Genomic DNA, 21861 nt, shown 5'->3' on the forward strand with positions numbered 1-21861 from the left:
TCAACAGGAACGCTTCCCGTGTCCGCCGGCGATGTCCGGGCCGCGGCCGAGCGACTGCGCGGCGTCGCCCACCGGACGCCCGTGCTGCGCTCCCGCACCCTGGACGAGATGGTCGGCGCACCGGTGCTGCTCAAATGCGAGAACCTGCAGCGGGTCGGCGCGTTCAAGTTCCGCGGCGCGTACAACGCGATCGCCCGGCTGACCCCGGACCAGCGCAGTCGCGGTGTGGTCGCCCACTCGTCCGGCAACCACGCCCAGGCGGTCGCCCTGGCCGCCCGCGAGCTCGGGGCGTCCGCGGTGATCGTGATGCCGAAGGACACGCCGCGGCTCAAGCTGGACGCGACGGCCGGCTACGGCGCGGAGATCGTCCACTACGACCGCTACACCGAGGACCGGGACGCGATCAGTGCCGCACTGGCGGAGGAACGCGGCTTGATCATGATCCCGCCGTTCGACCACCCGGACGTGATCGCCGGCCAGGGCACCGCGGCGCTGGAACTGATCGAGGAGACCGGCCCGCTGGAGACGTTGGTGGTCCCGGTCGGTGGCGGCGGCCTGGCCGCCGGCTGCTCGGTGATCGCGACCGACCTGTCACCAGGCGTACGGGTGATCGGCATCGAGCCCGAGGCCGGCGACGACACGTACCGCTCATTGGCGGCCGGCGAGCGGATCGCCGTACCGGTTCCGCGCACGCTGGCGGACGGCCAGGCGGTACCACAGCCGGGCGAGCTGACCTTCGCGATCAACCGGCGGCTGCTCGACTCGATCGTCCTGGTCAGCGACGCGGAACTGGTCGAAGCGGCGCGCTGGGCGTACGAGCGGCTCAAGCTCGTCCTCGAACCGAGCGGCGCCAGCCCGCTGTCCGCCCTGCTGACCGGCAAGATCAACTCCACCGGCCCGATCGGGGTGATCCTGTCCGGCGGCAACATCGGCGCCGAGCAGTTCGCCCGTCTGATCACGGAGAGTTGATCACCGGCCGCAGCCTGATCGGGTCGTCCCCTCAGGACCTGGCGGCCAGCCAGGCGACGGTGCGCAGACTCAGCTGGTAGCGGCCGAGTCATCCTCCCGGACGCGGGACCGCCAGTCGGCCATCCCGATCGCGACGGTGAGCATCATCGGTGCAACCGCGGCGAACTCGCGGTCCGTGATCGCGCACTCGGTCCGGAACCCTGCGAGGTAGTGCGGCAGTACGGCCGCCAGCGCCGCCGGCTCGCCGTGGTCCAGGTGCGCGGAGAGCCGACTGGTCAGGTAGTAACTCAGGTCCCGGATCCGCGGTCCCGACGGAAGATGATCAAGATCGATGAAGCCGGTCACGACTCCGTCGTGCACCAGCAGGTTGCCGACGTTGCAGTCGCCGTGCGTGACGCGTTGGGTGGGCAGCCCGACGATGGCCTCGTACGATCGCCGGCGCTGCGGCAGCGCGAGTTCACGCAGGGACTCCGGCATGGCGTCGAACCGTTCCCCCAGGATCTCCCCGGCCGGGTCGTCGGTGAACGAGGTCACCGGCCACGGACAGCCGGCCAGCGCCCGTTCCAGCCGGCCGATCGCCGCTCCGATGGCGTGCGCGAGTTCCGGTGACTCGGTCAACCGCGGGTCGCTGGGCAGCGCCGGAATCAGGACGTAGGCGTGGGTTCCGGTGGGCAGCTTGTCGTCCGGGCCGGTGCCGAGCCGGTCGGCGTTGTGCGCGATCAGCCCGTCATCGGTGATCATGGGAACCGCGACCGGCACGCGGCTGCGCTGGAGGTGCAGCAGCACCCGGTACTCGTCGACCGGCCCGGCCCCGGGCGCCCACTCCGGCAGTCTCTTGAGCACCCACTCCCGCCCGTCCTCGGCGATCACCCGCCACAGCTGGTTGCTCACGGTCACCATCGGTTCCAACCGAGCCGCCCCGACGATCCTGCTCCAGGCCTTGACGGCCTCGTGCTCATCCATCAGTTCAGGCTAAACACACGAGCCCGATCGCGCACGACTGAAACCGGCATCAATTTCGCTCGGCCTTCGAGCCCTGAGTCGATCACACCGAGTCCCGCCACTCGGTCCAGAGGGCGCGGGCGGTGGCGGGGTCGGTGCCGGCGATGACCGGCTCGCCGGGGTGTGGGATCCGCGCTTCGCCGGCCGGGTCGAGCACGGTGCCGCCGGCTTCGAGGATGATCAACACCGCGGCGGCATGGTCGATCGGGCTGTAGCGGTGGATGATCGCGGCGGAGCCCCGGCCGGCGGCGATCCCGGACAGGGTCGCGGTGCCGGAGCCGGGGATGCGCAAGGTGCAGTGCCGCGCGGCCAGCCGCTCCATCAGGGTGGTCAGGCCGGGCCAGGGCCGGGCTCCGGCCAGCTCGGTGATCACGACGGCGCCGGCCAGCGGTTCGGGTCCGGGCCGGGCGGCGGTCTGCAGCCGTCGGCCGGCCTGCCAGGCGCCGCGACCCTCGGCGGCGGCGATCGGTTCCAGCGACACCGGATCGATCACGGCGCCGACCACGGGTCGGCCGTCCTCGACCAAGGCGAGGGAGAAGCTGGTCCAGGGCACGCCGTTGGCCAGGTTGGCGGTGCCGTCGATCGGGTCCACGTACCAGCAGGGCCGGCCGTCGGCGACGCCGCCGTACTCCTCACCGACCAGACCATGATCAGGAAACTGCGCCCCGATCACCTCGCGGACCCGGCGCTCGATCATGCGGTCGATCTCGGTGACATGATCGGCGGGCCCGGTCTTCGTCTCGACCGGTCCGACTCCGTTCCGCCGGACGTGGTGGGTGATCTCGGCGGCGTGGCCGGCCAGTTCGGTGACGATCGCCATCTGGCGGCTGCGCTCGTCCGTCGCCGTAGCGGCGGCGGCCCGGACCTCCCGGACCCGGTTGGTCGTGATCGAATCGACGCCGATCGCGGTCAGATGTGCTGCCTGAGCCGGGTCGTCCACGGTCCAACAGGACGCCGCGGCACCAAGATCATGGACCGCCTCGACCCAGGTGCGTCCGACCAGAAGATGGTTGGCGTTCACGACGGCCGGCCGGAGTTCGGCCAGGTCGGTCGCGGTCGGCGGCTCGCTGGAATACCAGGGCTGCCAGATCTCGGCGTCCGGCAGCGCGGCCCGGATGGTCCGCATCGCCTCCGGATGGCCGCACCAGGCCGAGCAACCTTCCGCCGCCGTCTCCCGTACGACCTCGGCCGCCGGACCCGCCGGGCCCGGCACGTCCATGTCGATCAGCAAGATCGCCCCGGTGCTGCGGATCAGCTCCAACGCCTCGGCCAGCAAGGGAATCCGGCGATCACCACCGCCCAGCGTACGAACCTCGGCCAGGTCGACGTCACCGATCGCGCGCGGATCGCCCCAGAGCCGTTCCAACGTGTCGTCGTGCAGGAGGACGACGGCTCCGTCCCGGGTCACCCGGACGTCGATCTCGATCATCCGTACGCCCTCGTCGAGCGCCGCCCGCAGTGCCGCCAGCGTGTTCTCCCAGGGTCCAGTCCCGGAATGGACTCCGCGGTGGGCGACGATGCGCGCCGTCTCGTTCGGCCGTCTGCTCATGATCGGAAACGTACGGCACCCCGGTAACGACGTGATCATCGGGAGGACGGGCGGCCCGACGGTGGCTGGCCGCCGCCGTTCGGGGGAGCACCGCCGCCGCTCGGCTCGGTGCTGGTGTCGACGCCGATCTTCAGGGTCACCTGGTAGCCGGTCGCCGCGCTGCCGGTGGTGGTGCCGAGCTGGCTGACGCCGCCGTCGTCGCCGAACACGTTGTCCGAGTCCAGACTCACCCGAGCCAGGTTGCCGACCGACTGCTCGTAGCCCTCCGTCGCGTAGACGGCCTCGCAGGCGTCCTGGGGCAGCGCAACCTGTGAGGTCGCGATCGCCTTCGTCGCGTCGGCGATGCCGGCCTGATCGGGGTAGACCTCGAAGTGGATGTGCGGCCACCGCCCCGAGTAGCAGGCCGGAAAGATGCTGGTGAAGGTGACCGTGCCGTCGGAGTCGGCGAGCTGCACGCCGCGCAGGTAGTTCTCGTTCTCGATACCCTCGGAATACATGGAGTAGCGCCCCTCGCGATCACAGTGCCAGACGTAGACGGCGACGCCCTCGAACGGGACGTCGCCGCCGGCCAGGTCGATGATCGACAACGTCAGCTCCAGCGGTACGCCCTCGGCGGTGGCGCTCCCGGTGCCGAAACTCGTCCGGAGGTCGCTGCGGACGATGCCGGACTGCTCCAGCACGTCGGGGCCGTTGGATCCGTCGCCCGGATACGGTCCCGCGGTCTCGTCCGGGATCTCGGTCAGGTCGTTCGTCCCGGCCGCTTCGGTGGTCTCGGTGGCGGCGCCGGGGACGCTACAGGCGGTGAGGCCGGCGGCGGCCGCACCGATCCCCAGGGTGGCCAGCACGGAGCGACGGCTGAACAACGTACCAAGATCAAATCCGAGTCCCTGGTCGACCACCTCCTCATCCGGTCGGGGCAGGGGTCGTCCCTGGTAGTCGCCGTCGCTCTGCTGCATCGGATCCTCCTCGTCGGATCGCCGTTCGGGTACGGCAGCCAGCCTGGTCGAGCGGCGTTGGCTGAGGCTGTGCTGTTGCTGTACGTCGCCCATGAACGGCCGCCCATAGGAGGCTCGGTCAAGCGGCATGCCGGTGATTCGAGCCCAGAACCTTTGTGAACAAGCCGTGAGAGCGGCTCTTGACGCTTGTGAATGGCGCAACTTAGCATGTGGCATACCACCGGCATGCAAGCCGTGGGCCGCGACGTCCGGGGCGTCGCGAACTTCTGTGCACCGTCTGACCAAAGGAGTGTCCGGTGACCGAAGCACATCCGAAACGACCGATCCGCGGCTTCGGCCGCCGAGGCTTCCTGGTGGGGGCCGCCCTGACCACACCGGCGATCATGGTCGCCCAGCAGGTCCAGTCGGCGCCGGCGGCACGCGCCGAGCCCGATCTGCCGGCCGACAGCAAGCTCGACACCGGCAAGATCAGCAAGCGCAAGGCGCCGGCGCAACAGCCGGCCGTCGTCGGCAACACCGTGCCTGCGTTTCCTGGGGCCGAGGGCGCCGGGAAGTTCACCACCGGCGGCCGCGGACACCCGGTCTACGAGGTCACCACGCTGGCCGACTCCGGTCCGGGTTCGCTGCGCGATGCCGTGTCGCAGAGCAACCGCATGATCGTCTTCCGGGTCGGTGGCACCATCGAACTCGAGGGCGGCCTGGACATCACCGGCTCGAACCTGACCATCGCCGGCCAGACCGCGCCGGGCGACGGGATCGCGGTGATCAACAACGAGTTCACCGTCGACGGCGACAACATCATCATCCGCTACCTGCGGGTCCGCGGCGGCGACACGATGGGCACGCCGATCGACACGTTCAAGGGCGAGGGCCGGCGCAACCTGGTGATCGACCACTGCTCGGTCAGTTGGGGTGTCGACGAGTGCTTCTCGCTGTACGGCAACTACGACGTCACGGTGTCGCACTGCCTGATCGCCGAGGGGCTGACCATGTCGGCGCACGAGAAGGGCCGGCACGGGTACGGCGGCCTGTGGGGCGGCCAGAACGTCACGTACCACCACAATCTGCTGGTCCACCAGGGCGGCCGCAACCCCAGGTTCAGCTTCGTCGAGCACCTTGATCAACTCGTGGACCACCGCAACAACGTGATCTACGACTACGGCTTCACCTCCTGCTACGGCGGCGAGTGGTGCGAGGGCATCAACCTGGTCGCCAACTACTACAAGCCCGGACCGGCCACACTGGCTGCAACGGCTCCGGAGATCGTGGCCCCCGGTCGCGGCGGTCGCTGGCACGTGTCGGAGAACGAGATCGAGGGCCATCCGGAGATCACCGAGGACAACCTGGCCGGGATCACGGTGCCGGTCGGTGGCATCACGCACGCGACCGACCCGATCTCGTTCCCCAACGAGATCAAGACCCAGACCGCGCAGGAGGCCTACCAGGCGGTGCTCGCCGACGTCGGCGCCAACCTGCCCCGGCTCGATGCGGCGGACGCCCGGCTACTGGCCGACGTCCGCAACGGGACCGGCCGGTTGATCAACTCCCAGACCGAGGTCGGCGGATTTCCCAAGCTGGCGTCGGCCGCACCGCCGGACGACCGTGATCACGACGGCATCCCGGACGACTGGGAGAAGGCGCACGGCCTGGACCCGAAGGACCCGGCCGACGGCGCCGCGATCGGCCAGGACGGTTACAGCAACCTGGAGCTCTACCTGAACTCGCTGCAGTCGAACAGTGCGGCCAATCCCGAGGTGGCGATCACGTCACCGACACTGGATCAGGTCTTCGCCGGCACCGCGGCGGAACGGGAGTTGGTGATCACCGCGGAGGCGACGGCCGACGGCGACGCGACGATCGCCGCGGTCGAGTTCTTCGCCGGCGACAAGTCGCTCGGCACCGTCAAGACGGCGCCGTACAAGATCACCTGGCCCGGTGTCACCGACGGCACCTGGTACCTGACGGCCCTGGCGACCGACAGCCGGGGCCTGAAGACCCAGTCGACCGGGACCCCGGTGCACGTCAACCGGACCAGCGAGCTCGGCGCCTGGACTTCGACCGACGTCGGCGACGTGCCGATCGCGGGCTCCGCGCTGCTGAAGGGCGACGATGCGTTCACGATCAAGGGGTCGGGCAAGATCTGGGCGAAGCAGGACGCGTTCCAGTTCGTCCATCGGGAGATCGAGGCCGGGCCGTCGTCGGTGGTGGAGATCATCGCACGGATCGACCGGCTCAGCCGGGTGTACGAGGGCGTCTATGCCGGCCTCATGATCAGGGAGACCCTGGAACCGGACTCGCCGTACTTCACCGGCGGGATCGTCTGGTCCGCCGGCGGACTGAAGGGCCACGTGTCGCGCTTCGCCCGGTTCGGCGACGAGCCGAGCATCAGCCCGTACCCGTGGGACGACGAGGAGCTCGACGACAAGCCGTACTGGATCCGGTTGATCAAGCGCGGCAGTGAGTTCGAGGCCCACCTGAGCACCGACTCGCTGCAGTGGACCCGGATCGGTTACGAACGGATCCCGATGGCCGAGCGCGTGTACATCGGGCTGGCGGTCGACTCGAACAAGGAGTCGAACAAGATCAACAACTACGCCTCGGCCGATTTCGCCGAGGTTCGGGTCAATTCCTGATCGAGGAGGACGACGATGTCATCAACGAAGCTGCGGGCGCGATCCGGCCTGCGAAGTCTGCTGATCAGGCTCGGTGCGGTGTTGGCCGGGCTGACTCTGGTCGGCGTACCCGGCGCGGTCGCGGACGAGGGCGCTGCGGCGGAGCGCGACTGCTCCGATCCCGGCGCGACCCTGGTGCCGAACAAGTACGACGAGGAGTTCTGCGTCTTCGACGACGAGCTGTTCATCTTCGCCGCGAACTACAAGCCCTTCGAGTACTCGCCGACCGAGGACCGGCAGTCGACCCGCGTCTTCGACGAGGTGATCGGCAACAAGCTGCGCGCTGCGTTCCCGGACCTCAAGATCAAGTACGCGACGTGGGACATGCCGATCCGGTACGAGGATCTGAAGGCGGCCGGCGTGGTGCCGGACATCGTGATCGACAATCCACGGAACCGGATCGACCGTGATCTTGAACCGCTGGGCTGGGTGGAGGACATGACGCCCGGCCTGGAGGCGGCCGGGGTGGACCTCGATCCGCTCAACCAGGCGGCGGTCGAGCAGGTCCGGTCCCGGTCCGACGGCGGCCTCTACGGCGTGCCGGTCTTCCTCGATGAACACCTGCTGTTCTACAACAAGGCGATCTTCGACCGGTTCGGCCGTTCCCATCCCAAGGCGGGCTGGACCTACGACGATGCCTACAAGGCGGCCAAGCAGCTGACCCGGCAGGATGGATTGGCCGCCTACAAGGGATATCTGCAGCATCCGGACAACTACCTCGAGTTCAACCAGTACGGGGTCTATCCGTTCACCGACACCGGCAGCGAGCAACCGGCGCCCGAAGACGTCGAGGTCGACCTGACGACTGAGGAGTGGGCCGAACTCGGCGCCAACCTGGAGCGGTTCCTGCTGATCCCGCGCAACGGCTTCACCACCGTGGACGACCTGGTCAAGGGCGACATGAGCCGGCCGGGCCGGGTGGCGATGGCGGTCGACGCCCTGCGCAAGCTGCCGATCTACGCCGGCAACGAATTGATGACCGAGGACGGCGACGAGGAGGCGTACGCCGAGTGGATGAAATCGGTCGACCTCGGCGTCGCACCGGTCCCGGTGCTGGATCAGGGGTCGACGACGATCTACCAGCCGAACACCCTGGCCGCCTTCGTCACCAAGCAGTCGACGAGGAAGGAGACGGCCTATCAGGTGATCAAGTGGCTGGTGTCGGAGGAGGCACAGACCGAGCTCTCCCGGCACGCGCTCAAGGCCGTGCTCGCGACCGATCCCGTCGTGGCGTCGTTCGGTGAGGCGATCCCGGAGCTGGCGAGGATCGACACGTCCGCCGTCTATTGGGGTGAGAACGCCACCGTGACCGGCTACCGCAACACGGAGTACTGGGACATCCCGCTCTACATGGTGTTCCGCCAGCACGTCCTCAAGGACGCGATGACGGTCGGCTCCGCCCTGATCGTCGCCGACCAGGAGGACATCCCCGCCTACATCAAGTCCCGCGCCGAGGGCGGCTTCGACTACTGATCACGGTCCGCCGACCGGTCACAACAGCAGCGGTTTCTGCGGCGTGTCGCTGCACAAGTGACCGGTCGGTGGGGTTCGTCGTCCGGCGGGCGGGATCGTCACCCAGGTTGGGCTAGCGTGCCGCTGTGAAAGTGGGCTTCTATGTCGACGGATTCAACCTCTACTACGGTGCGGTAGCTCAGCTCGGGAGCGTCGCAGGGTGGAAGTGGCTCGATCTGCGTGCTCTGGCTGAGCGGTACGCCTCCTGGCGCGGTGCTGTCGTTGGCCGTGTCGTCTACTGCACCGCCCGTGTGAACGACCCGAGCGACCCTGGCCAGACTCAGCGCCAGGGCTTCTATCTGGAAGCCCTTCGGCGCAGCGTCTCCGTCGACACCCTGGAAGAGGGCTACTACTCCTCCTGGGCCAAGGAGTCGGTGATGACGGTCGAGCCGGCAGGTACCAGAGCCCCGACCGCGATGACGGATCCATCTGGTCGGCTTTCCTGGTCGCCCGTGCTCCGGGTTCGACGCAACAGCACCGGCGTTCTGCTCGCCACCGTGCGCAAGCGTGAGGAGAAAGGATCGGACGTCAACGTGGCGACGCATCTGCTCGCCGATGTGCTCCGGGGCCGGGTGGACGCGGCGGTGGTTGTCTCCAATGACTCAGATCTTGGCCTGCCGATCCGTATCGCGCGCGACCACGTACCAACCGGGGTGATCAACCCGGGTGTCAGGCCGCTCGCCGGCGCTTTGAAGGGCCTCCCGACCGATGGCGTCGGACAACATTGGTGGAGGCGGCTGAATCCACTTGACCTCCTGCAGTGCCAACTGCCGGATCCGGTCTCGGGAATCTCCAAGCCTGCGTCCTGGTAGGCGTCGGTCGTCGTGGTAGCCTGAGCTCATCAACCCGCTCCTCCACGTGAGGGCGGGTCTTTCTTTTCACAGATGCCTCGGTTCACCGATCCCGAAGAAGGGGGACGCCACCGGGGCCGTGTTGTGCCAGACGTGCTTGAGCTCGCAGTATTCGTCGAGGCCGGTCGGGCCGAGTTCCCGGCCGATTCCGGATTGTTTGTAGCCGCCCCACTCGGCGCCCGGCAGGTACGGGTGGTAGTCGTTGATCCAGACCGTGCCGAGGCGCAGGAGGCCCGCCATCCGGTGGGCACGTGCCTCGTTGCCGGTCCAGACGGCTCCGGCCAGACCGTAGATCGAGTCGTTGGCGAGACCGGCGGCGTTCCGCTCCGACTCTGTCGCAGAGTCGCCGCCGAACCTTTCGATCGTGATCACCGGTCCGAACGACTCCTCCCGGACCACGGTCATCCCGGCGCGGCACCGGTCCAGGATCGTCGGCAAGTAGAAGAACCCGGACTTCAGGCCGGGGTCGTCGGGAGCGGCTCCGCCACAGCGCAGTTCGGCGCCCTCGGCCAGGCCGGTCGCGACGTAGGCGGCGACCTTGTCCCGGTGGCCGGCGCTGATCAGCGGGCCGGCCTCGGCCAGGGGATCGAACGGTCCGCCGAGCCTGATCCGTTCGGCGCGTTCGACGAGCCGGTCGGTGAACTCGGCGGCGATCGGCTCCTCCAGGAGCAGCCGGGTGCCGGCTGAGCAGACCTGCCCGGCATGCAGGAAGGCGGCCGCGAGGGCGAACTCCAGCGCGGTGTCCAGGTCGGCGTCCGCGAAGACGGCGTTCGGGTTCTTGCCGCCGAGTTCCAGGGTCACCCGTTTCACGGTTCCGGCGGCCGCCGCCATCAGTCGCCGCCCGGTGACCAGGCCGCCGGTGAAGCTGATCAGATCGACGGCCGGATGCTCGGCCAGGACCGCCCCGACCTCGGGCCCGGCGCCGAGCACGAGGTTGGCGACGCCGGCCGGCAGTCCGGCTTCGGCCAGCGCGGCCGTCAGCAGGATCGCCGTGGACGGCGTGAGCTCGCTCGGCTTGAACACCAGCGAGTTTCCGGCGGCCAGGCACGGCGCGATCTTCCAGGCGGCCTGCAGCAGCGGGTAGTTCCACGGAGTGATCAAGCCACAGACACCGACCGGTTCCTTGATCACCTTGCTCCTCACCGTGGCCGGCCCTGAATCGACGACCCGGACCGGCTCCGCGGTGCTGATCATCGCGGCGTAGTAGCGGAACACCGCGATCACGTCGTCGATGTCCTGCCGGCTCTCCACCAACCGCTTCCCGGTGTCCAGGCTCTCTGCCGTGGCGAAACGATCATGGTCGCGCTTCAGCAGGTCGGCGACCGCGGCCAGCACGGCGCCGCGTTCCGCACTCGACCTCGACCGCCACCGCCCGTCGTCGAAGGCACGGCGGGCCGCCTCGATGGCGGCGACCGTGTCCTCGCGCCGGCCCTCGGAGACTTCGGCGACGACGCGGCCGTCGGCCGGACAGGAGATGGTACGGACTGCGCCGCCGGTCGCGTCGCGCCAACGCCCGTCGATGAACAACTCAGCCATGATCCTCCTCGTCGTGATCTTCAGGCCGGGCGCCGTGGTGTGACAGGGTGATTCCGTGTCCGAGCCACGCCTTCCGCTCGAGGCCGACTGGATCCGCCAGGACCACGTCGACCTCGAAGGCCTCTGGGACCGTGCCGTGTTCCGCCTGCATGAGGCGTACGACGTCGCGGTACGGCCCGGCTGGCGGCTCGAGCTGACCGAGCAGCCCTGGGCCGAGGTCTGGCTGGTCGAGCGTGGCCGCTGCCACCTGGCCCTCGGTGATCAAGAGGCGGTCGCCGCCCCCGGGCAACTGGCGATCCTGCGGCCGGGCCGGACCCGGCGCTCGTGGAACGGAGCGGACGGTGAGCTCGCCCTGCGCGGCTTCGGCTGCAGCGTGATCTTCGCTGGCGCCGTCGATCTGCTGGGCGAGCTCGAACTCCCCCTGGTGCTGGCCGATCCCGGTGAGGAGCTCCGGTCGTTGGTGCGCGCCACCGTCGAAGCCGCTCGCAGGCAGGGGGCCGACCGGGCGTTCGGTGCGCCGGCGTCGGCCCAGCTCGCCCTGGCCAAGATCGTCAACGCGGCCGGTGTCGACCTGACCGAGGCCAGCACGGGCGCGGTCAGCGGGACGATTCCCCGGCAGCTGACGCTGCGGCCGGAACTGCGCGCGGTGCTGGACCTGATCGCCGCGCGGTTCGCCGAGCCGCTCGACCTGCGCAGGCTGGCCGAAGCCGCTCACCTGTCGCCGAAGCACCTGGCGCGGACGTTCCGGGACACCCTGGGAGCGACACCGATGGCCTACCTCAGGCGCTACCGGCTGCTCCGGTCCAGCGAGTTGTTGATCACGACGGCCCGGCCGATCACCCGGATCGCCCACGACTGCGGCTTCGCCGACTCGGCGCACTTCTCGCGGGCCTTCCGGGCCCAGTTCGGCGTCAGCGCCAGCGGCTTCCGCGATCATGCTCGCTCCTTCCGGTCAACTGATCGGCACTCCGGGACAAGTCCGGCCGGTCCCGGAAACCTACGCTCGTGATCATGACGACAGAACAAACCGCCGTTCGGCTCGACGCCGACCAGATCGCGGCCTTCCACCGGGACGGGTTCCTCCGGCTCGACGCCCTCACCACGGCGGCCGAGGTGGCCGCCCTGCGCACTGTTTATGATCAACTGTTCGCCCGCGGCAGTGCGGCGTTCGACCAAGGTGATCATCTGGAGCTCGGCAAGCTCGACGACGACGGTCAGGAGACCCTGCCGCAGATCCTCAACCCGCAGAAGTACGCACCGGAGCTGGTCCAGATCCAGGCCCGCGCGAACGCGCTCGCGGTGGCCCGGCAGCTGCTCGGCGACGAGGCGTCCCCTGCTGGTGATCATGCGATCAGCAAGCCGCCGGGACACGGCGCGCCCACGCCCTGGCACCAGGACGAGGCCTACTGGGACCCGGCGTTCGACCACACCGCGCTGAGCATCTGGATGCCGTTGCAGGAGGCCACGGTGCAGAACGGCTGCATGCAGTTCGTGCCCGGCAGCCACCGCGCCGGAGTGGTGCCGCACGCCCTGGTCGACCCGGAGGCGCACGCGCTCCAGCTCGCCGATCCGCTGGCCGACGACGTCGAGCGGGTGGCCGTGCCGCTGCCGGCCGGCGGGTGCACGATCCATCACTGCCGGACCCTGCACTACGCCGGACCGAACACGTCGCAGGGCACCCGCCGCGCCTACATCATGGGCTTCGCGGCGCCGCCGACCCGGCTCGAGACGCCGCACGCGTACCCCTGGCAGAGAGCCGAGTGGTCCGGTCAGTGACTCGGATCGTGGACCAGATGGGCGTCGGCGGCGTCGGCGTCCTCGGCGAACGTAGGAGGGGTGAACGTGCTCTCGATGTCGAGCGTCCGCCCCTCCCTCGCGGACTCGATCGCCTTGATCATGATCTCCAGCACGTGGTACGCGTGCTCCGGCCGGATGAGCGGCTGCTGATCATGGCGGATGCAGTCGACCAGATGGCGCAGGCCGTCCGTCCACGGCCAGTGCGGATCCTGCTCCCGATGCAGCTGCCAGGCCCCGACGTCGTTGCGCCACAACTCGTAGCCCTCCGGAGCCCAGTCGTCGCCCATCATCTGGATGGTGCCGGCGCCGCCGTACAATTCGACGGCCGGGCCGCGGTACGACTGCATGGAGAAGCCGGTGGTCACCGTGCCGAAGCAGGCATTGCCGAAGTCGACGGTGATCTGGAAGTTGTCCTCGACCTCGACCTTGATCAACTCGCCGTCGACCCGGCGCTCCGGGATGGCGGTGCCGGCCATCGCGGTCACCCGCCGGGCCGGACCGATCAGCCCGGTCAGGGTGGTCAGGTTGTAGACGCCGAGGTCGAACAGCGGGCCGCCGCCGGACCGGTAGAACCACTGGCCCCACCAGGGTCCGGCCCAGCCGTAGCGGGCCCGGGCCAGATGGATCTTGCCGACGTCCCCGCGATGGACGTGCCGCCAGATCGCCTGGTACGTGGGACTGAGCACGACATGCGGAGCGCAGATCAGGTGACCCGGGCTGCGCTCGGCCACGGCCAGCAACTCCTGGGCCTCCGCGAGCGTGGTCGCCATCGGCTTCTCCACCAGGACGTGCTTGCCGGCCTCCAGCGCGGCCTTGGCGATCGCCCCGTGCTCCGGCATCGAGGTCAGCACCAGGACGGCATCGACGTCGTCGGCCGTGATGATCTCCCGGTAGTCGGTGGCGAACCGTTCGATGCCGAGCTCGTCCCGGACGAACGCCGCGCGGTCGGGCACCACGTCACAGGCGGCCACCAGCGACACCTCGCCCCGTTCCCGGAGCTGCCGGGCCAGCCTCGTGTACGGGCCGGACATCACGCTGCCACAGCCGACGAAGGCGATTCCAACCGGACGGTCCATGATGCTCTCTCTTTCTCGGTCGTTGATCAGGAAGGGGAGGGTCAGCCCTGGATCCCGCTGAGCGAGATCCCACGCAGGAAGTAGCGCTGGGTGAAGGCGAACAGGACGATCAGCGGCAACGTGACCAGGACCGAGGCGGCCATCAGCAGGCCCCACTCGGTGCTCCGCTGCGACTGGAAGGCGAACAGGCCCATGCTCAAGGGATACAGGTCGGGGTCGGACAGATACACCAGCGGGCCGAAGAAGTCGTTCCAGGTGCCGAGCCAGGTGAACACGGCCACGACGGCCAGCGCCGGCTTGACCAGCGGCAACATGATCTGCCAGAAGATCCGGAACTCGCCGGCGCCGTCCACCCGGGCCGCATCGGACAGTTCGCCGGGCACGGTCAGGAAGAACTGCCGCATCAGGAAGATGAAGAACGCGCTGCCGAGGAACTGCGGTGCGATCAGTGGCGCCCAGGTGCCGATCATGCCGAGCGTCTTGAACAGGACGTAGGTCGGGATGAAGATGATCAAGCTCGGGATCATCATCGTCGCCATCGTCACGGCGAACAGCAGGTTCCTGCCCGGGAAGCGCATCCTGGCGAATCCGTACCCGACGAGGGCCGAGGACAGTACGGTCCCGATCGTCACGGCGCCCGAGTAGAAGACGCTGTTGCCGAGCATCTGCAAGAACGGGAAACCGGGATGGCTGAGCACCGCGGGCAGGTTGTCCCAGGTGATCGGATCCGGGAACCACTGCAGGTCCGGGCTGAGGATCTGCGTGTTCGACTTCAGCGCCGAGATCACCATCCAGTAGAACGGCAGGAACAGCAGCAGCGACATCGCGATCAGCACCAGGTGCCGGCCGAGCCCGACCGCCGCGCGCCGGCCGTGCCGCTTGCCGCGGACGGTCGGTCGAGATGCCGGGACCTGGAGTTCGGCATCCGCCTCGCGTGTCCGTACGCCGGAGCTCATCGGTCCACCCCCGCATAGAAGATCCAGCGGCGCGAGGCGACGAAGATCAACGCGGTCAGCGCGGCCAGGGCGAGGAAGAGCACCACCGACAGCGCCGAGGCGTAGCCCATGTCGAAGTACCGGAAGGCGCTGCGGTAGATGAGCACCACGAACATCAGCGTCGAGTCGAGCGGTCCGCCTTCGGTGCCGCCCGCGATGAACGCTGACGTGAAGACCTGGAACGAACCGATCACCCCCATCACCAGGTTGAACAAGATCACCGGGCTGAGCAGCGGCAGGGTGACGTGGCGGAACCGGGCCAGCACGCCGGCTCCGTCCAGGTGGGCCGCCTCGATCAGCGACTGCGGGATGTCCTTCAGCCCGGCCAGGAAGATCAACGCCGACGCGCCGAGACCCCAGAGCCCCATGATGATCAACGTCGGCTTCGACCAGGCCGGATCGCTGAGCCAGCCCGGCGTCGGCAGGCCGAGCCCGCGGAGCACCTCGTTGACCAGCCCGTTGGCCGGGCTGAACATCAGCATGAAGACGATCACGCCGACCACGGGCGGCGCCAGCGTGGGCAGGTAGAAGATCGTCCGGTAGACGCCGATGCCCTTGGCGCCGAGGTTGAGCAGCAGCGCCAGCCCGAGCGAGGCGGCCAGCCCGACCGGGACCGAGATGAGGGAATAGTAGGCGCTGTTCCGCACCGCGACCCAGACCGCCGGATCGTTGATCATGGTCTCGTAGTTCTGCAGGCCGATCCACTCCGGCGGCTGGATCACGTTGTATTCGGTGAAGGAGAAATACATCGAGGCGAGCACGGGATAGGCGGTGAAGATCAACAAACTCAGGATCCAGGGGCCGGTGAAGAGCAGACCGGCCCGGGCCTCCCGGCGTCGCATCGCTCCCCGGCGTTCCGTCGAGCGGGCCGTGGCGCCCACGATCACCCCACCTTGTCCAGCTCGGCCTGGCAGTTGCGCTGGGCGTCGGCCAACTCCTGGGCCGGGGTGCCGGTCTTGGTCGAGATCCGCTCGATCGCCCGGGTCAGTTGATCCGACGCGTACGTGTGCACGGGCGACTCCCACATCGGCACCGCCGCTTCGAGCTGCTGCCGGAAGAAGGCCACCGCGTCCTTGGCGAACTTCTCGCCGCGTCGCTCGACCAACGCCTTCGGCACCACGGCCGGATCGATCTTGGCGTTCGTCGGCAGGTCGGGGAAGATCTCGAACTGGGCCTGCGCCCCGGTCACCGCCAGGAAGTCCAGGTAGCCGAACGCGGCCTCGGTGTCGTTGGACGCCTGCGGAATGGCGAGCCAGTTGGGCCAGTAGCCGGAGACCGACGTCGTCCCGCTGGGTCCGGTCGGGAACGGTGCGACCTCCCAGCGTTCGAACTCGGCCTCGACGCTGTAGAACGAGCCCATCATCCAGGTTCCGTCGTCGATCATGGCCAGCCGCTGTTGCTGGAAGATCGGCGGTGCGTCGCCGAGCGAGGTCCACGACTCGTTCACCTTGTTGATGTCGCCGTGGTACTCCTCGTCCAACCAGGACAGGAAGAACTCGAACAGTTCGACGTTCTGCTCGGAGTCGATCTCGTACCGCCGATTGGCCGCGTCGTAGATCCGGCCGCCGTTGAGGCCGCTCCAGATCGGCAGCCGTACGGCGTCGAAGGGGATCAGGAACCCGGCGTGTTCGAGGACGTCGCCCTTCCAGCGGGTGAACTCGGCCGACAGCTCACGCAGCTCGACCAGCGTCTTCGGGAAGCTGGCCCGGTCGGACGGGATGCCCTTCTCCTCGAACCATTCCTGGTTGTAGAACATCGCGTACGAGCCGGCGGTGAACGGCAGCCCGTACGTCTTGTCCTCGAAGCGGCAGCTCGCCAGCACCGACTCGGGCCAATGGTCGGCCGCCGAGTTCTGCGACGACGCCATCAGGTCGTCCAGCGCGACCAGTGCGCCGCGGGCGCCGAAGGATACCGGCGGATCCCAGATGATCGTCGCGCTCGGCGGGTTGCCGCCGGCGATCCGGGCCAGCAGGACCTCGTTGAAGTTCTGGTTCCCGGTCAGCCGGGTGACCTCGACGGTGGTGCCGGGATGGGCGCCGCCGTAGTCCTGGGCGAGCTTCTCGTGCAGCTCGAGGTAGCCGTCCTCGCCACCGGGTAGCCAGAACGTCAGCTCGGCCGGCCCGCCGCCACCGCCGCCCCCGCCGTCGTTGGAGCAGCCGGCCAGCCAGGGCGCGCCGAGGCCGGCGGCGCCCAGTGCTCCGGCCAGGCCGAGGGCCCGGCGGCGGCTGATCGGCGTCCGGCCGGGCGTGCGACCGGACCCGGCCAGGGGAATACGACTCATCTCGACTCCTTCGGCGAAGGCGATCCACCCGTTCATCCAGGAGGTTACCAGTTCCAGACCAGACTGGACCAGGTCTGGATCAGTATTCTGGGACGGTGTGCCGGACTGCCGAGGTCGGTCCGGACCAGTAACATCCCAGCCATGGACGTCGACACGCCGACCTCGCGGGCGGTCTACCGTGCTCGCGAACAGGTTCGCCAACTCGTGCAACGCGGCGTCTACGCCCCCGGCACGAGGCTGCCGGGCGAGCGAGAACTGGCCGCCGCCACCGCCGTCAGCCGTTCGACACTGCGGCTGGCACTCGAGCAACTCGAGGAGGAGGGCATCCTGGACCGGCAGCCGCAGCGCGGCTGGTTCGTCACCCGGCACGGCCTGATCGGTGATCGCTCGAGTTCGCTGCAGAGCTTCTCCGACATCGTGCGGCGCAAGGGTTTCACGCCGACGGCGACCGTGTTGCGGCACGAGGTCCGCGGAGCAACGGTCGAGGAGGCCAGCAGGCTTGGGATTCCGCCGGCCGCGTCGATCATCGAACTGCGCCGGCTCCGTGGCATGAACGGCAATCCGATCTGCATCGACCGGTCGTTGTTGATCGAGCAGCGGACGCCACAGCTCGTCGATGTCGATCTTGCCGACAGTTCCCTGTACGCGACGCTGGAACGCGACTGCGGGATCGTCATCGTGCACGCGTCCTGTGAACTCCAGGCCGAGGCTGCGGAACCGGCGGATGCCGAACTGCTCCGGATCGCCGTCGGGGCGCCGGTGCTGCACTACCGCGACGTCAGCCGGGACCAGAACGAGGAGATCGTGATGACCTCGGAACTGCTCTATCGCGGTGATGCGTACCGGTTCGAATCGGATCTCTACCGCCAGATGCCGCCGCCGCTGTGATCACCACAGGCAAGGCCTAGCTGGTCTAGAACTGGTCTGTTACGCTGAGCGCATGCAGAACGCCAAGGGCGCGCTGTTCGAGAAGCGCCGAGCCACCCCCCGCCCCGAGTTCGACGCGCCGAAGATCATCCGCCGCGAGGACGCCGCGCATCACGTCTGGGGCGATGTGGAGGCCGGGTTCGTCACCGACCGGGTGTACGTCTCGACCGGACAGCTGCACGTCCTGGAGTACGAACTCCCGCCGCGCGGCGAGTTCCGGCACAGCGAGCTGAACCAGACGATCTTCGGGGGCGACGTTCTCTACTTCGTCCTGGACGGCACGCTGCTCCTGGTCGACCCGTCGACCGGCGAGCTGAAGCGAGCCACGGCCGGCAGCGGCCTGCTGATCCCGCGCGGCACCTGGCACAACGGGTTCAACCCGGAGGCGGAGCGGCTGCGGGTGATCGAATTCTTCTCGCCCCCACCGGCCCGAGGCGCCGGCTCGGAGTTCGCCCGCCGCCAGCCGCCGCTGGCCACGACCTCGTACCAAGATCATCGCTGGGACGGCCGCTGGCCGGCGGCCCACGCCGAGGCGGCTGCCGGGGCGCGGCTGACCCTGACCGATGACTCCACCGCGCTGTGGGGCTTTCGTGATCACCTCGCCTCGCACACCGTCGGCACCCTGGTCGACACGGAGTTCCTCACCGTCCGGCACGGTCTGGTGATGCCCGGGCACGCCGAGGACTTCGACGCGGTGGTGGACGAGACCGTGATCGTCTGCACCGAGGGCGAACTGTGGGTCGACGTCTTCACGCCGGGCGGAGGCTACGCACCGGCCTGCCTTCAGCCCGGCGACGCGGTCTTCCTGCCGGCGGGCAGCCAGGAGCGCATCCTGGTCCGATCGTCGAACCGGGCCAGGTATCTCCGTGGATCGGGCCGGGTACCCGACGGCTGGACCGCGTGACCGGCCGCTCCCGAGAGGTCGTCGCCGCCCTCGACATCGGCGGGACCAAGATCGTCGGTGCCCTGATCGATCCGGCCGGCTGGCGGGTCCTGCACCGGGTGATCACCGCAACGCCGGGTACGCCCGGTGCCGCGGATCCCGGGCTGGTCGCGACCGCCGCCGTCGCGCGTGATCTGGCCGGGCGGGCAGCGGCCGTTGATCATCAGGTGCGTTCGGTCGGCGCCGGGTTCCCCGAGTACGTCGCGGACGGACGGCTGACCAGCCGCGAGGTGATCGGCCCGTCCGCCGCGCCCGATCAGGTGCTGGCCGGCGAGTTCGGCGCCGAGGCCGTGATCATGATCGACTCCGACGTACGGCTCGGCGCAACGGCCGAGGCCCGGCTCGGCGCCGGCCGCGGCGTCGGCAGCTTCCTCTACGTCTCCTGGGGTACGGGCCTGTCGTCGACCCTGGTGATCGACGGCCAGGCCTGGGCCGGCGCCCACGGCGAGGCGATCGCGCTGGGCGAGTTCCCGGTGCCGGCCGGCATCGCCGACGGGCCCCCGGTCGGTCTGGAGACGTTCGCGTCCGGCGCCGGCATCGCTCACCGTGACGCTCGTTCCGGGGCCGGCGTGACCGACGGGGCGCGTGGCGTCCTGGCTCGGGCCGCAGCAGGCGACCCGGCCGCGGCCGCCGTGCTGGACTCCGCGTCCCGGGCGCTGGGCGCGGCCCTGGCAGCCGCGGTGCGACTGCTCGATCCGGCGGCGGTGATCTTCGGCGGCGGTCTCGGCTCGGTGGCCGACCTGACCGGCCGGGTGATCACCGAGGCACGGACCCGATTGCCGTCCCGGTCCGGCTGTCGCTGGCTGCCGGCCCAGCTCGGTGCGGACTCGGGTCTGTTCGGCGCCGCGATCCTCGCGGCCGACGCGATCAGCGGGTCGGCAGCCAGACCCGCATCGGCAGTCGGTCCCGGTTGGCCCACTGGAAGTAGGGGATCGCGGTCGCGGTGACCGGACGCTCCGCGAGTTCCGGCCGCCGCGCGAAGTACGGCAGCCCGCCCGGCGCGTCGTCGAGCTCCGTCGCGGTGATGTCGAGCAGGACGGTGCGGCCGATCCCGGGATGATCATCGACCGGCCGGACCGTGATCACCGGATCGGCCGCGAGCCGGAGCCGTTCAAGATCAACACCGGCCGGCTGATCCGCCTGCTCGAAGCAGTAGACCAGCGGGCCGCGCTCGAAGGCGACCGAGCCGCGGACGGAGTCGATCTTGGGATGCGGCATGATCATCCGCGGCGTCAGGTCCAGATCGAGCCGGACCGTGTCGCCGGCCCGCCACCCTCGGCGCAGCACCAGGTAGCCACGGTTGTCCGGCTGCACCTGGACCGGCTCGTCGTGCACCGAGAGCGTGGTCCGTTCGCTCCAGGGCGGCAGCCGCAGCGCAAGGCCGCACTCCGCCTCGGGTGCCCGGTCGACCGTGATCATGACCTCGCCCTGCCAGGGCAGGTCGGTGCGGACGGTCAGCCCCAGCGTGCCGGCGGCCAGGTCGGCCGACAGCTCGGAATCCGTGTACTGCTGGAGATACAGGGTCTCGTCGTCGACGGTCGCGACGTAGTGCCCGAGCGAGGCCATCAGCCGGGTCACGTTCGGCGGGCAGCAGGCCGACCAGAACCAGCCGCCGCGATACCGGGGATCGCCGATCACCTGTTCATGATCATGCCGCCGCTGCAGCGGGTTGCCCTTGAAGAACTCCAGCCCGTCCAGCGAGACGGAGGCGGCGAACACGTTGTAGACCGTTCGCTCGATCAGGTCCGCGAACCGGGCCGCACCGGTGGCCAGCAGCAGTCGCCAGCTCCAGTGGATGCTCGCCACGGCCGCGCAGGTCTCGTTGTAGGCCTGGTCCGACGGGAGTTCGTACCCCTCGCCGAAGGCCTCCTTGAGTTGCCGGGCGCCGTGCCCGCCGGTGATCGCGGTCTTGGTCGCGACCGCATCCTCCCACCGCCGGAGCGAGCTCTCGAGCAGCGTCCGGTCGCCGGTCTCGAGGGCGACGTCGACGATGCCGGCCTCGAGATACATGGCTCGCACGGCGTGCCCGGTGAGGATCGGCATCTCCCGTACCGGAAGGGCGTCCTGGAAGTACGCCGAGCCGACCGGACTGTGGCCGACCAGGCCGCGGCCGCGGTCCTCGACCAGTCGCGCGGCCAGGTCGAGATAGGCGGTCGTCCCGGTCAGCCGGTAGAGCTCGACCAGAGCGGTCTCGGCCTCGGGATGCCCGTCCAGCCGGGGCTTCCGCTCGGTCAGGAACACCTGCACCAGGTGATCGGCCAGCCGTTGCGCCACCGGCAGCAATTGATCATCGCCGGCCCGGGCCAGCGCCACGGCTGCCTGGATCAGGTGGCCGGCTGTGTAGAGCTCGTGGCTGTTCTCCAGCCTGGCGTAGCGCTGATCGGGTGCCACCACCTGGTAGTACGAGTTCAGGTAGCCGTCCTCCCGCTGCGCCCGGGCGATCAAGGCGACGGCCTCGGTCACGAAGGTCCGCAGCGCTGGATCATCGCCGTTCCCGAGCTCGAACCCGGCCGACTCGAGCATCTTGTAGACGTCGGAGTCCATGTAGACCGGTCCGTGGTACTCCGCGTCCAATCGATCACCGGCGGCCAGCCGGAGATCGTCGAAGTTGCCGGCTTCGTCGAGCTTGCCGATGCCGAGCGGGATGCTGGCCTCCCGGTTCACCCGCTGCCACTGCTGCCAGAGCCCACCGGTGACCGTCGCGGGCGGGGTCGGCCGCTGGGCCGCGATGGCGGCGGCGGTCGGCGCGATCGGCCCGGACACGATGCCTGTCGTGATCATGGAATCGGTCACCT

General features: G+C 69.2%; 18 protein-coding genes. 9 read left to right on the forward strand and 9 right to left on the reverse strand.

What is annotated here, in order from left to right; genetic code table 11:
- Nucleotides 1-18 precede the first annotated feature (18 nt).
- Nucleotides 19-969 carry a pyridoxal-phosphate dependent enzyme gene (locus tag AC6CCG_RS23095; protein WP_496657068.1) on the forward strand — a complete coding sequence of 317 codons (951 nt, stop codon included), beginning with the start codon at nucleotides 19-21 and terminating at the stop codon, nucleotides 967-969.
- Nucleotides 970-1038: 69 nt separating this feature from the next.
- On the opposite strand, the gene AC6CCG_RS23100 is transcribed toward AC6CCG_RS23095, so the two are convergent.
- The 3 genes from AC6CCG_RS23100 to AC6CCG_RS23110 all read right to left on the reverse strand — a co-directional run bounded on the left by AC6CCG_RS23100 (nucleotide 1039) and on the right by AC6CCG_RS23110 (nucleotide 4605).
- Nucleotides 1039-1932 (reverse strand): phosphotransferase enzyme family protein, encoded by an 894-nt coding sequence (locus AC6CCG_RS23100; RefSeq protein ID WP_496657069.1) that lies wholly within the window; start codon nucleotides 1930-1932, stop codon nucleotides 1039-1041.
- 82 nt (nucleotides 1933-2014) lie between these two features.
- The gene (locus AC6CCG_RS23105) at nucleotides 2015-3520 is read right to left on the reverse strand and encodes an inositol monophosphatase family protein (protein ID WP_496657070.1); all 1506 of its coding nucleotides are present in this window, start codon (nucleotides 3518-3520) and stop codon (nucleotides 2015-2017) included.
- Nucleotides 3521-3555: 35 nt separating this feature from the next.
- Nucleotides 3556-4605, reverse strand: coding sequence for an intradiol ring-cleavage dioxygenase (locus AC6CCG_RS23110; protein ID WP_496657071.1), 1050 nt, complete (start codon nucleotides 4603-4605; stop codon nucleotides 3556-3558).
- Nucleotides 4606-4772: 167 nt separating this feature from the next.
- Between AC6CCG_RS23110 and AC6CCG_RS23115 the strand changes: the two genes are divergently transcribed.
- From AC6CCG_RS23115 to AC6CCG_RS23125, 3 genes are all read left to right on the forward strand, one after another.
- Nucleotides 4773-7109, forward strand: a complete 2337-nt coding sequence (locus AC6CCG_RS23115; RefSeq protein ID WP_496657072.1) for an Ig-like domain-containing protein — start codon at nucleotides 4773-4775, stop codon at nucleotides 7107-7109.
- Nucleotides 7110-7124: 15 nt separating this feature from the next.
- Nucleotides 7125-8621 (forward strand): ABC transporter substrate-binding protein, encoded by a 1497-nt coding sequence (locus AC6CCG_RS23120; RefSeq protein ID WP_496657073.1) that lies wholly within the window; start codon nucleotides 7125-7127, stop codon nucleotides 8619-8621.
- Nucleotides 8622-8746: 125 nt separating this feature from the next.
- On the forward strand, nucleotides 8747-9472 hold the full coding sequence (locus tag AC6CCG_RS23125) for an NYN domain-containing protein (RefSeq protein ID WP_496657074.1): 726 nt from the start codon (nucleotides 8747-8749) through the stop codon (nucleotides 9470-9472).
- Between the two features lie 66 nt (nucleotides 9473-9538).
- Here the strand turns inward: AC6CCG_RS23125 and AC6CCG_RS23130 are convergent, their stop codons facing one another.
- The gene (locus AC6CCG_RS23130) at nucleotides 9539-11047 is read right to left on the reverse strand and encodes an aldehyde dehydrogenase family protein (RefSeq protein WP_496657075.1); all 1509 of its coding nucleotides are present in this window, start codon (nucleotides 11045-11047) and stop codon (nucleotides 9539-9541) included.
- A gap of 55 nt (nucleotides 11048-11102) precedes the next feature.
- On the opposite strand from AC6CCG_RS23130, the gene AC6CCG_RS23135 reads away from it, so the two are divergent.
- A complete protein-coding gene (locus tag AC6CCG_RS23135) occupies nucleotides 11103-12056 on the forward strand; it encodes a helix-turn-helix domain-containing protein (RefSeq protein WP_496657076.1) in 954 nt (317 codons plus the stop codon).
- A gap of 2 nt (nucleotides 12057-12058) precedes the next feature.
- Nucleotides 12059-12823, forward strand: coding sequence for a phytanoyl-CoA dioxygenase family protein (locus tag AC6CCG_RS23140; protein WP_496657077.1), 765 nt, complete (start codon nucleotides 12059-12061; stop codon nucleotides 12821-12823).
- On the opposite strand, the gene AC6CCG_RS23145 is transcribed toward AC6CCG_RS23140, so the two are convergent.
- From AC6CCG_RS23145 to AC6CCG_RS23160, 4 genes are read right to left on the reverse strand one after another with little or no spacing between them, the layout of a single operon-like run.
- On the reverse strand, nucleotides 12817-13920 hold the full coding sequence (locus AC6CCG_RS23145) for a Gfo/Idh/MocA family protein (RefSeq protein ID WP_496657078.1): 1104 nt from the start codon (nucleotides 13918-13920) through the stop codon (nucleotides 12817-12819). The two genes, AC6CCG_RS23140 and AC6CCG_RS23145, sit on opposite strands and share 7 nt — an antisense overlap.
- A gap of 41 nt (nucleotides 13921-13961) precedes the next feature.
- Nucleotides 13962-14876 (reverse strand): carbohydrate ABC transporter permease, encoded by a 915-nt coding sequence (locus AC6CCG_RS23150; RefSeq protein WP_496657079.1) that lies wholly within the window; start codon nucleotides 14874-14876, stop codon nucleotides 13962-13964.
- The gene (locus AC6CCG_RS23155) at nucleotides 14873-15796 is read right to left on the reverse strand and encodes a carbohydrate ABC transporter permease (RefSeq protein WP_496657080.1); all 924 of its coding nucleotides are present in this window, start codon (nucleotides 15794-15796) and stop codon (nucleotides 14873-14875) included. The genes AC6CCG_RS23150 and AC6CCG_RS23155 overlap by 4 nt, the downstream gene beginning before the upstream one ends.
- A gap of 2 nt (nucleotides 15797-15798) precedes the next feature.
- On the reverse strand, nucleotides 15799-17196 hold the full coding sequence (locus AC6CCG_RS23160; RefSeq protein ID WP_496657081.1) for an ABC transporter substrate-binding protein: 1398 nt from the start codon (nucleotides 17194-17196) through the stop codon (nucleotides 15799-15801).
- A 141-nt stretch (nucleotides 17197-17337) separates the two neighbouring features.
- Between AC6CCG_RS23160 and AC6CCG_RS23165 the strand changes: the two genes are divergently transcribed.
- Genes AC6CCG_RS23165 through AC6CCG_RS23175 form a run of 3 tightly spaced genes read left to right on the forward strand, consistent with a single transcriptional unit; the run spans nucleotide 17338 to nucleotide 20013 of the window.
- Entirely contained in the window at nucleotides 17338-18084 is a 747-nt protein-coding gene (locus tag AC6CCG_RS23165; RefSeq protein WP_496657082.1) for a GntR family transcriptional regulator, read from the forward strand.
- A gap of 52 nt (nucleotides 18085-18136) precedes the next feature.
- Nucleotides 18137-19027, forward strand: coding sequence for a cupin domain-containing protein (locus AC6CCG_RS23170; RefSeq protein WP_496657083.1), 891 nt, complete (start codon nucleotides 18137-18139; stop codon nucleotides 19025-19027).
- Nucleotides 19024-20013 (forward strand): ROK family protein, encoded by a 990-nt coding sequence (locus AC6CCG_RS23175; protein ID WP_496657084.1) that lies wholly within the window; start codon nucleotides 19024-19026, stop codon nucleotides 20011-20013. Before AC6CCG_RS23170 ends, AC6CCG_RS23175 begins: the two co-directional genes overlap by 4 nt.
- Here the strand turns inward: AC6CCG_RS23175 and AC6CCG_RS23180 are convergent.
- Nucleotides 19934-21847: a glycoside hydrolase family 127 protein gene (locus AC6CCG_RS23180; protein WP_496657085.1), complete on the reverse strand. Its 1914-nt coding sequence runs from the start codon at nucleotides 21845-21847 to the stop codon at nucleotides 19934-19936. The genes AC6CCG_RS23175 and AC6CCG_RS23180 overlap by 80 nt on opposite strands.
- Between the last annotated feature and the right edge of the window lie 14 nt (nucleotides 21848-21861).

The organism is Microlunatus sp. YIM B11417, assembly GCF_059617205.1.

Excerpts from the sequence above, each read along its gene's own strand:
- AC6CCG_RS23100 (WP_496657069.1), bottom strand. The coding sequence starts at position 1,932 with ATGGATGAGCACGAGGCCGTCAAGGCCTGGAGCAGGATCGTCGGGGCG.
- AC6CCG_RS23105 (WP_496657070.1), bottom strand. The coding sequence starts at position 3,520 with ATGAGCAGACGGCCGAACGAGACGGCGCGCATCGTCGCCCACCGCGGA.
- AC6CCG_RS23110 (WP_496657071.1), bottom strand. The coding sequence starts at position 4,605 with ATGCCGCTTGACCGAGCCTCCTATGGGCGGCCGTTCATGGGCGACGTA.
- AC6CCG_RS23120 (WP_496657073.1), top strand. The coding sequence starts at position 7,125 with ATGTCATCAACGAAGCTGCGGGCGCGATCCGGCCTGCGAAGTCTGCTG.
- AC6CCG_RS23130 (WP_496657075.1), bottom strand. The coding sequence starts at position 11,047 with ATGGCTGAGTTGTTCATCGACGGGCGTTGGCGCGACGCGACCGGCGGC.
- AC6CCG_RS23140 (WP_496657077.1), top strand. The coding sequence starts at position 12,059 with ATGACGACAGAACAAACCGCCGTTCGGCTCGACGCCGACCAGATCGCG.
- AC6CCG_RS23145 (WP_496657078.1), bottom strand. The coding sequence starts at position 13,920 with ATGGACCGTCCGGTTGGAATCGCCTTCGTCGGCTGTGGCAGCGTGATG.
- AC6CCG_RS23150 (WP_496657079.1), bottom strand. The coding sequence starts at position 14,876 with ATGAGCTCCGGCGTACGGACACGCGAGGCGGATGCCGAACTCCAGGTC.
- AC6CCG_RS23160 (WP_496657081.1), bottom strand. The coding sequence starts at position 17,196 with ATGAGTCGTATTCCCCTGGCCGGGTCCGGTCGCACGCCCGGCCGGACG.
- AC6CCG_RS23165 (WP_496657082.1), top strand. The coding sequence starts at position 17,338 with ATGGACGTCGACACGCCGACCTCGCGGGCGGTCTACCGTGCTCGCGAA.
- AC6CCG_RS23170 (WP_496657083.1), top strand. The coding sequence starts at position 18,137 with ATGCAGAACGCCAAGGGCGCGCTGTTCGAGAAGCGCCGAGCCACCCCC.
- AC6CCG_RS23180 (WP_496657085.1), bottom strand. The coding sequence starts at position 21,847 with ATGATCACGACAGGCATCGTGTCCGGGCCGATCGCGCCGACCGCCGCC.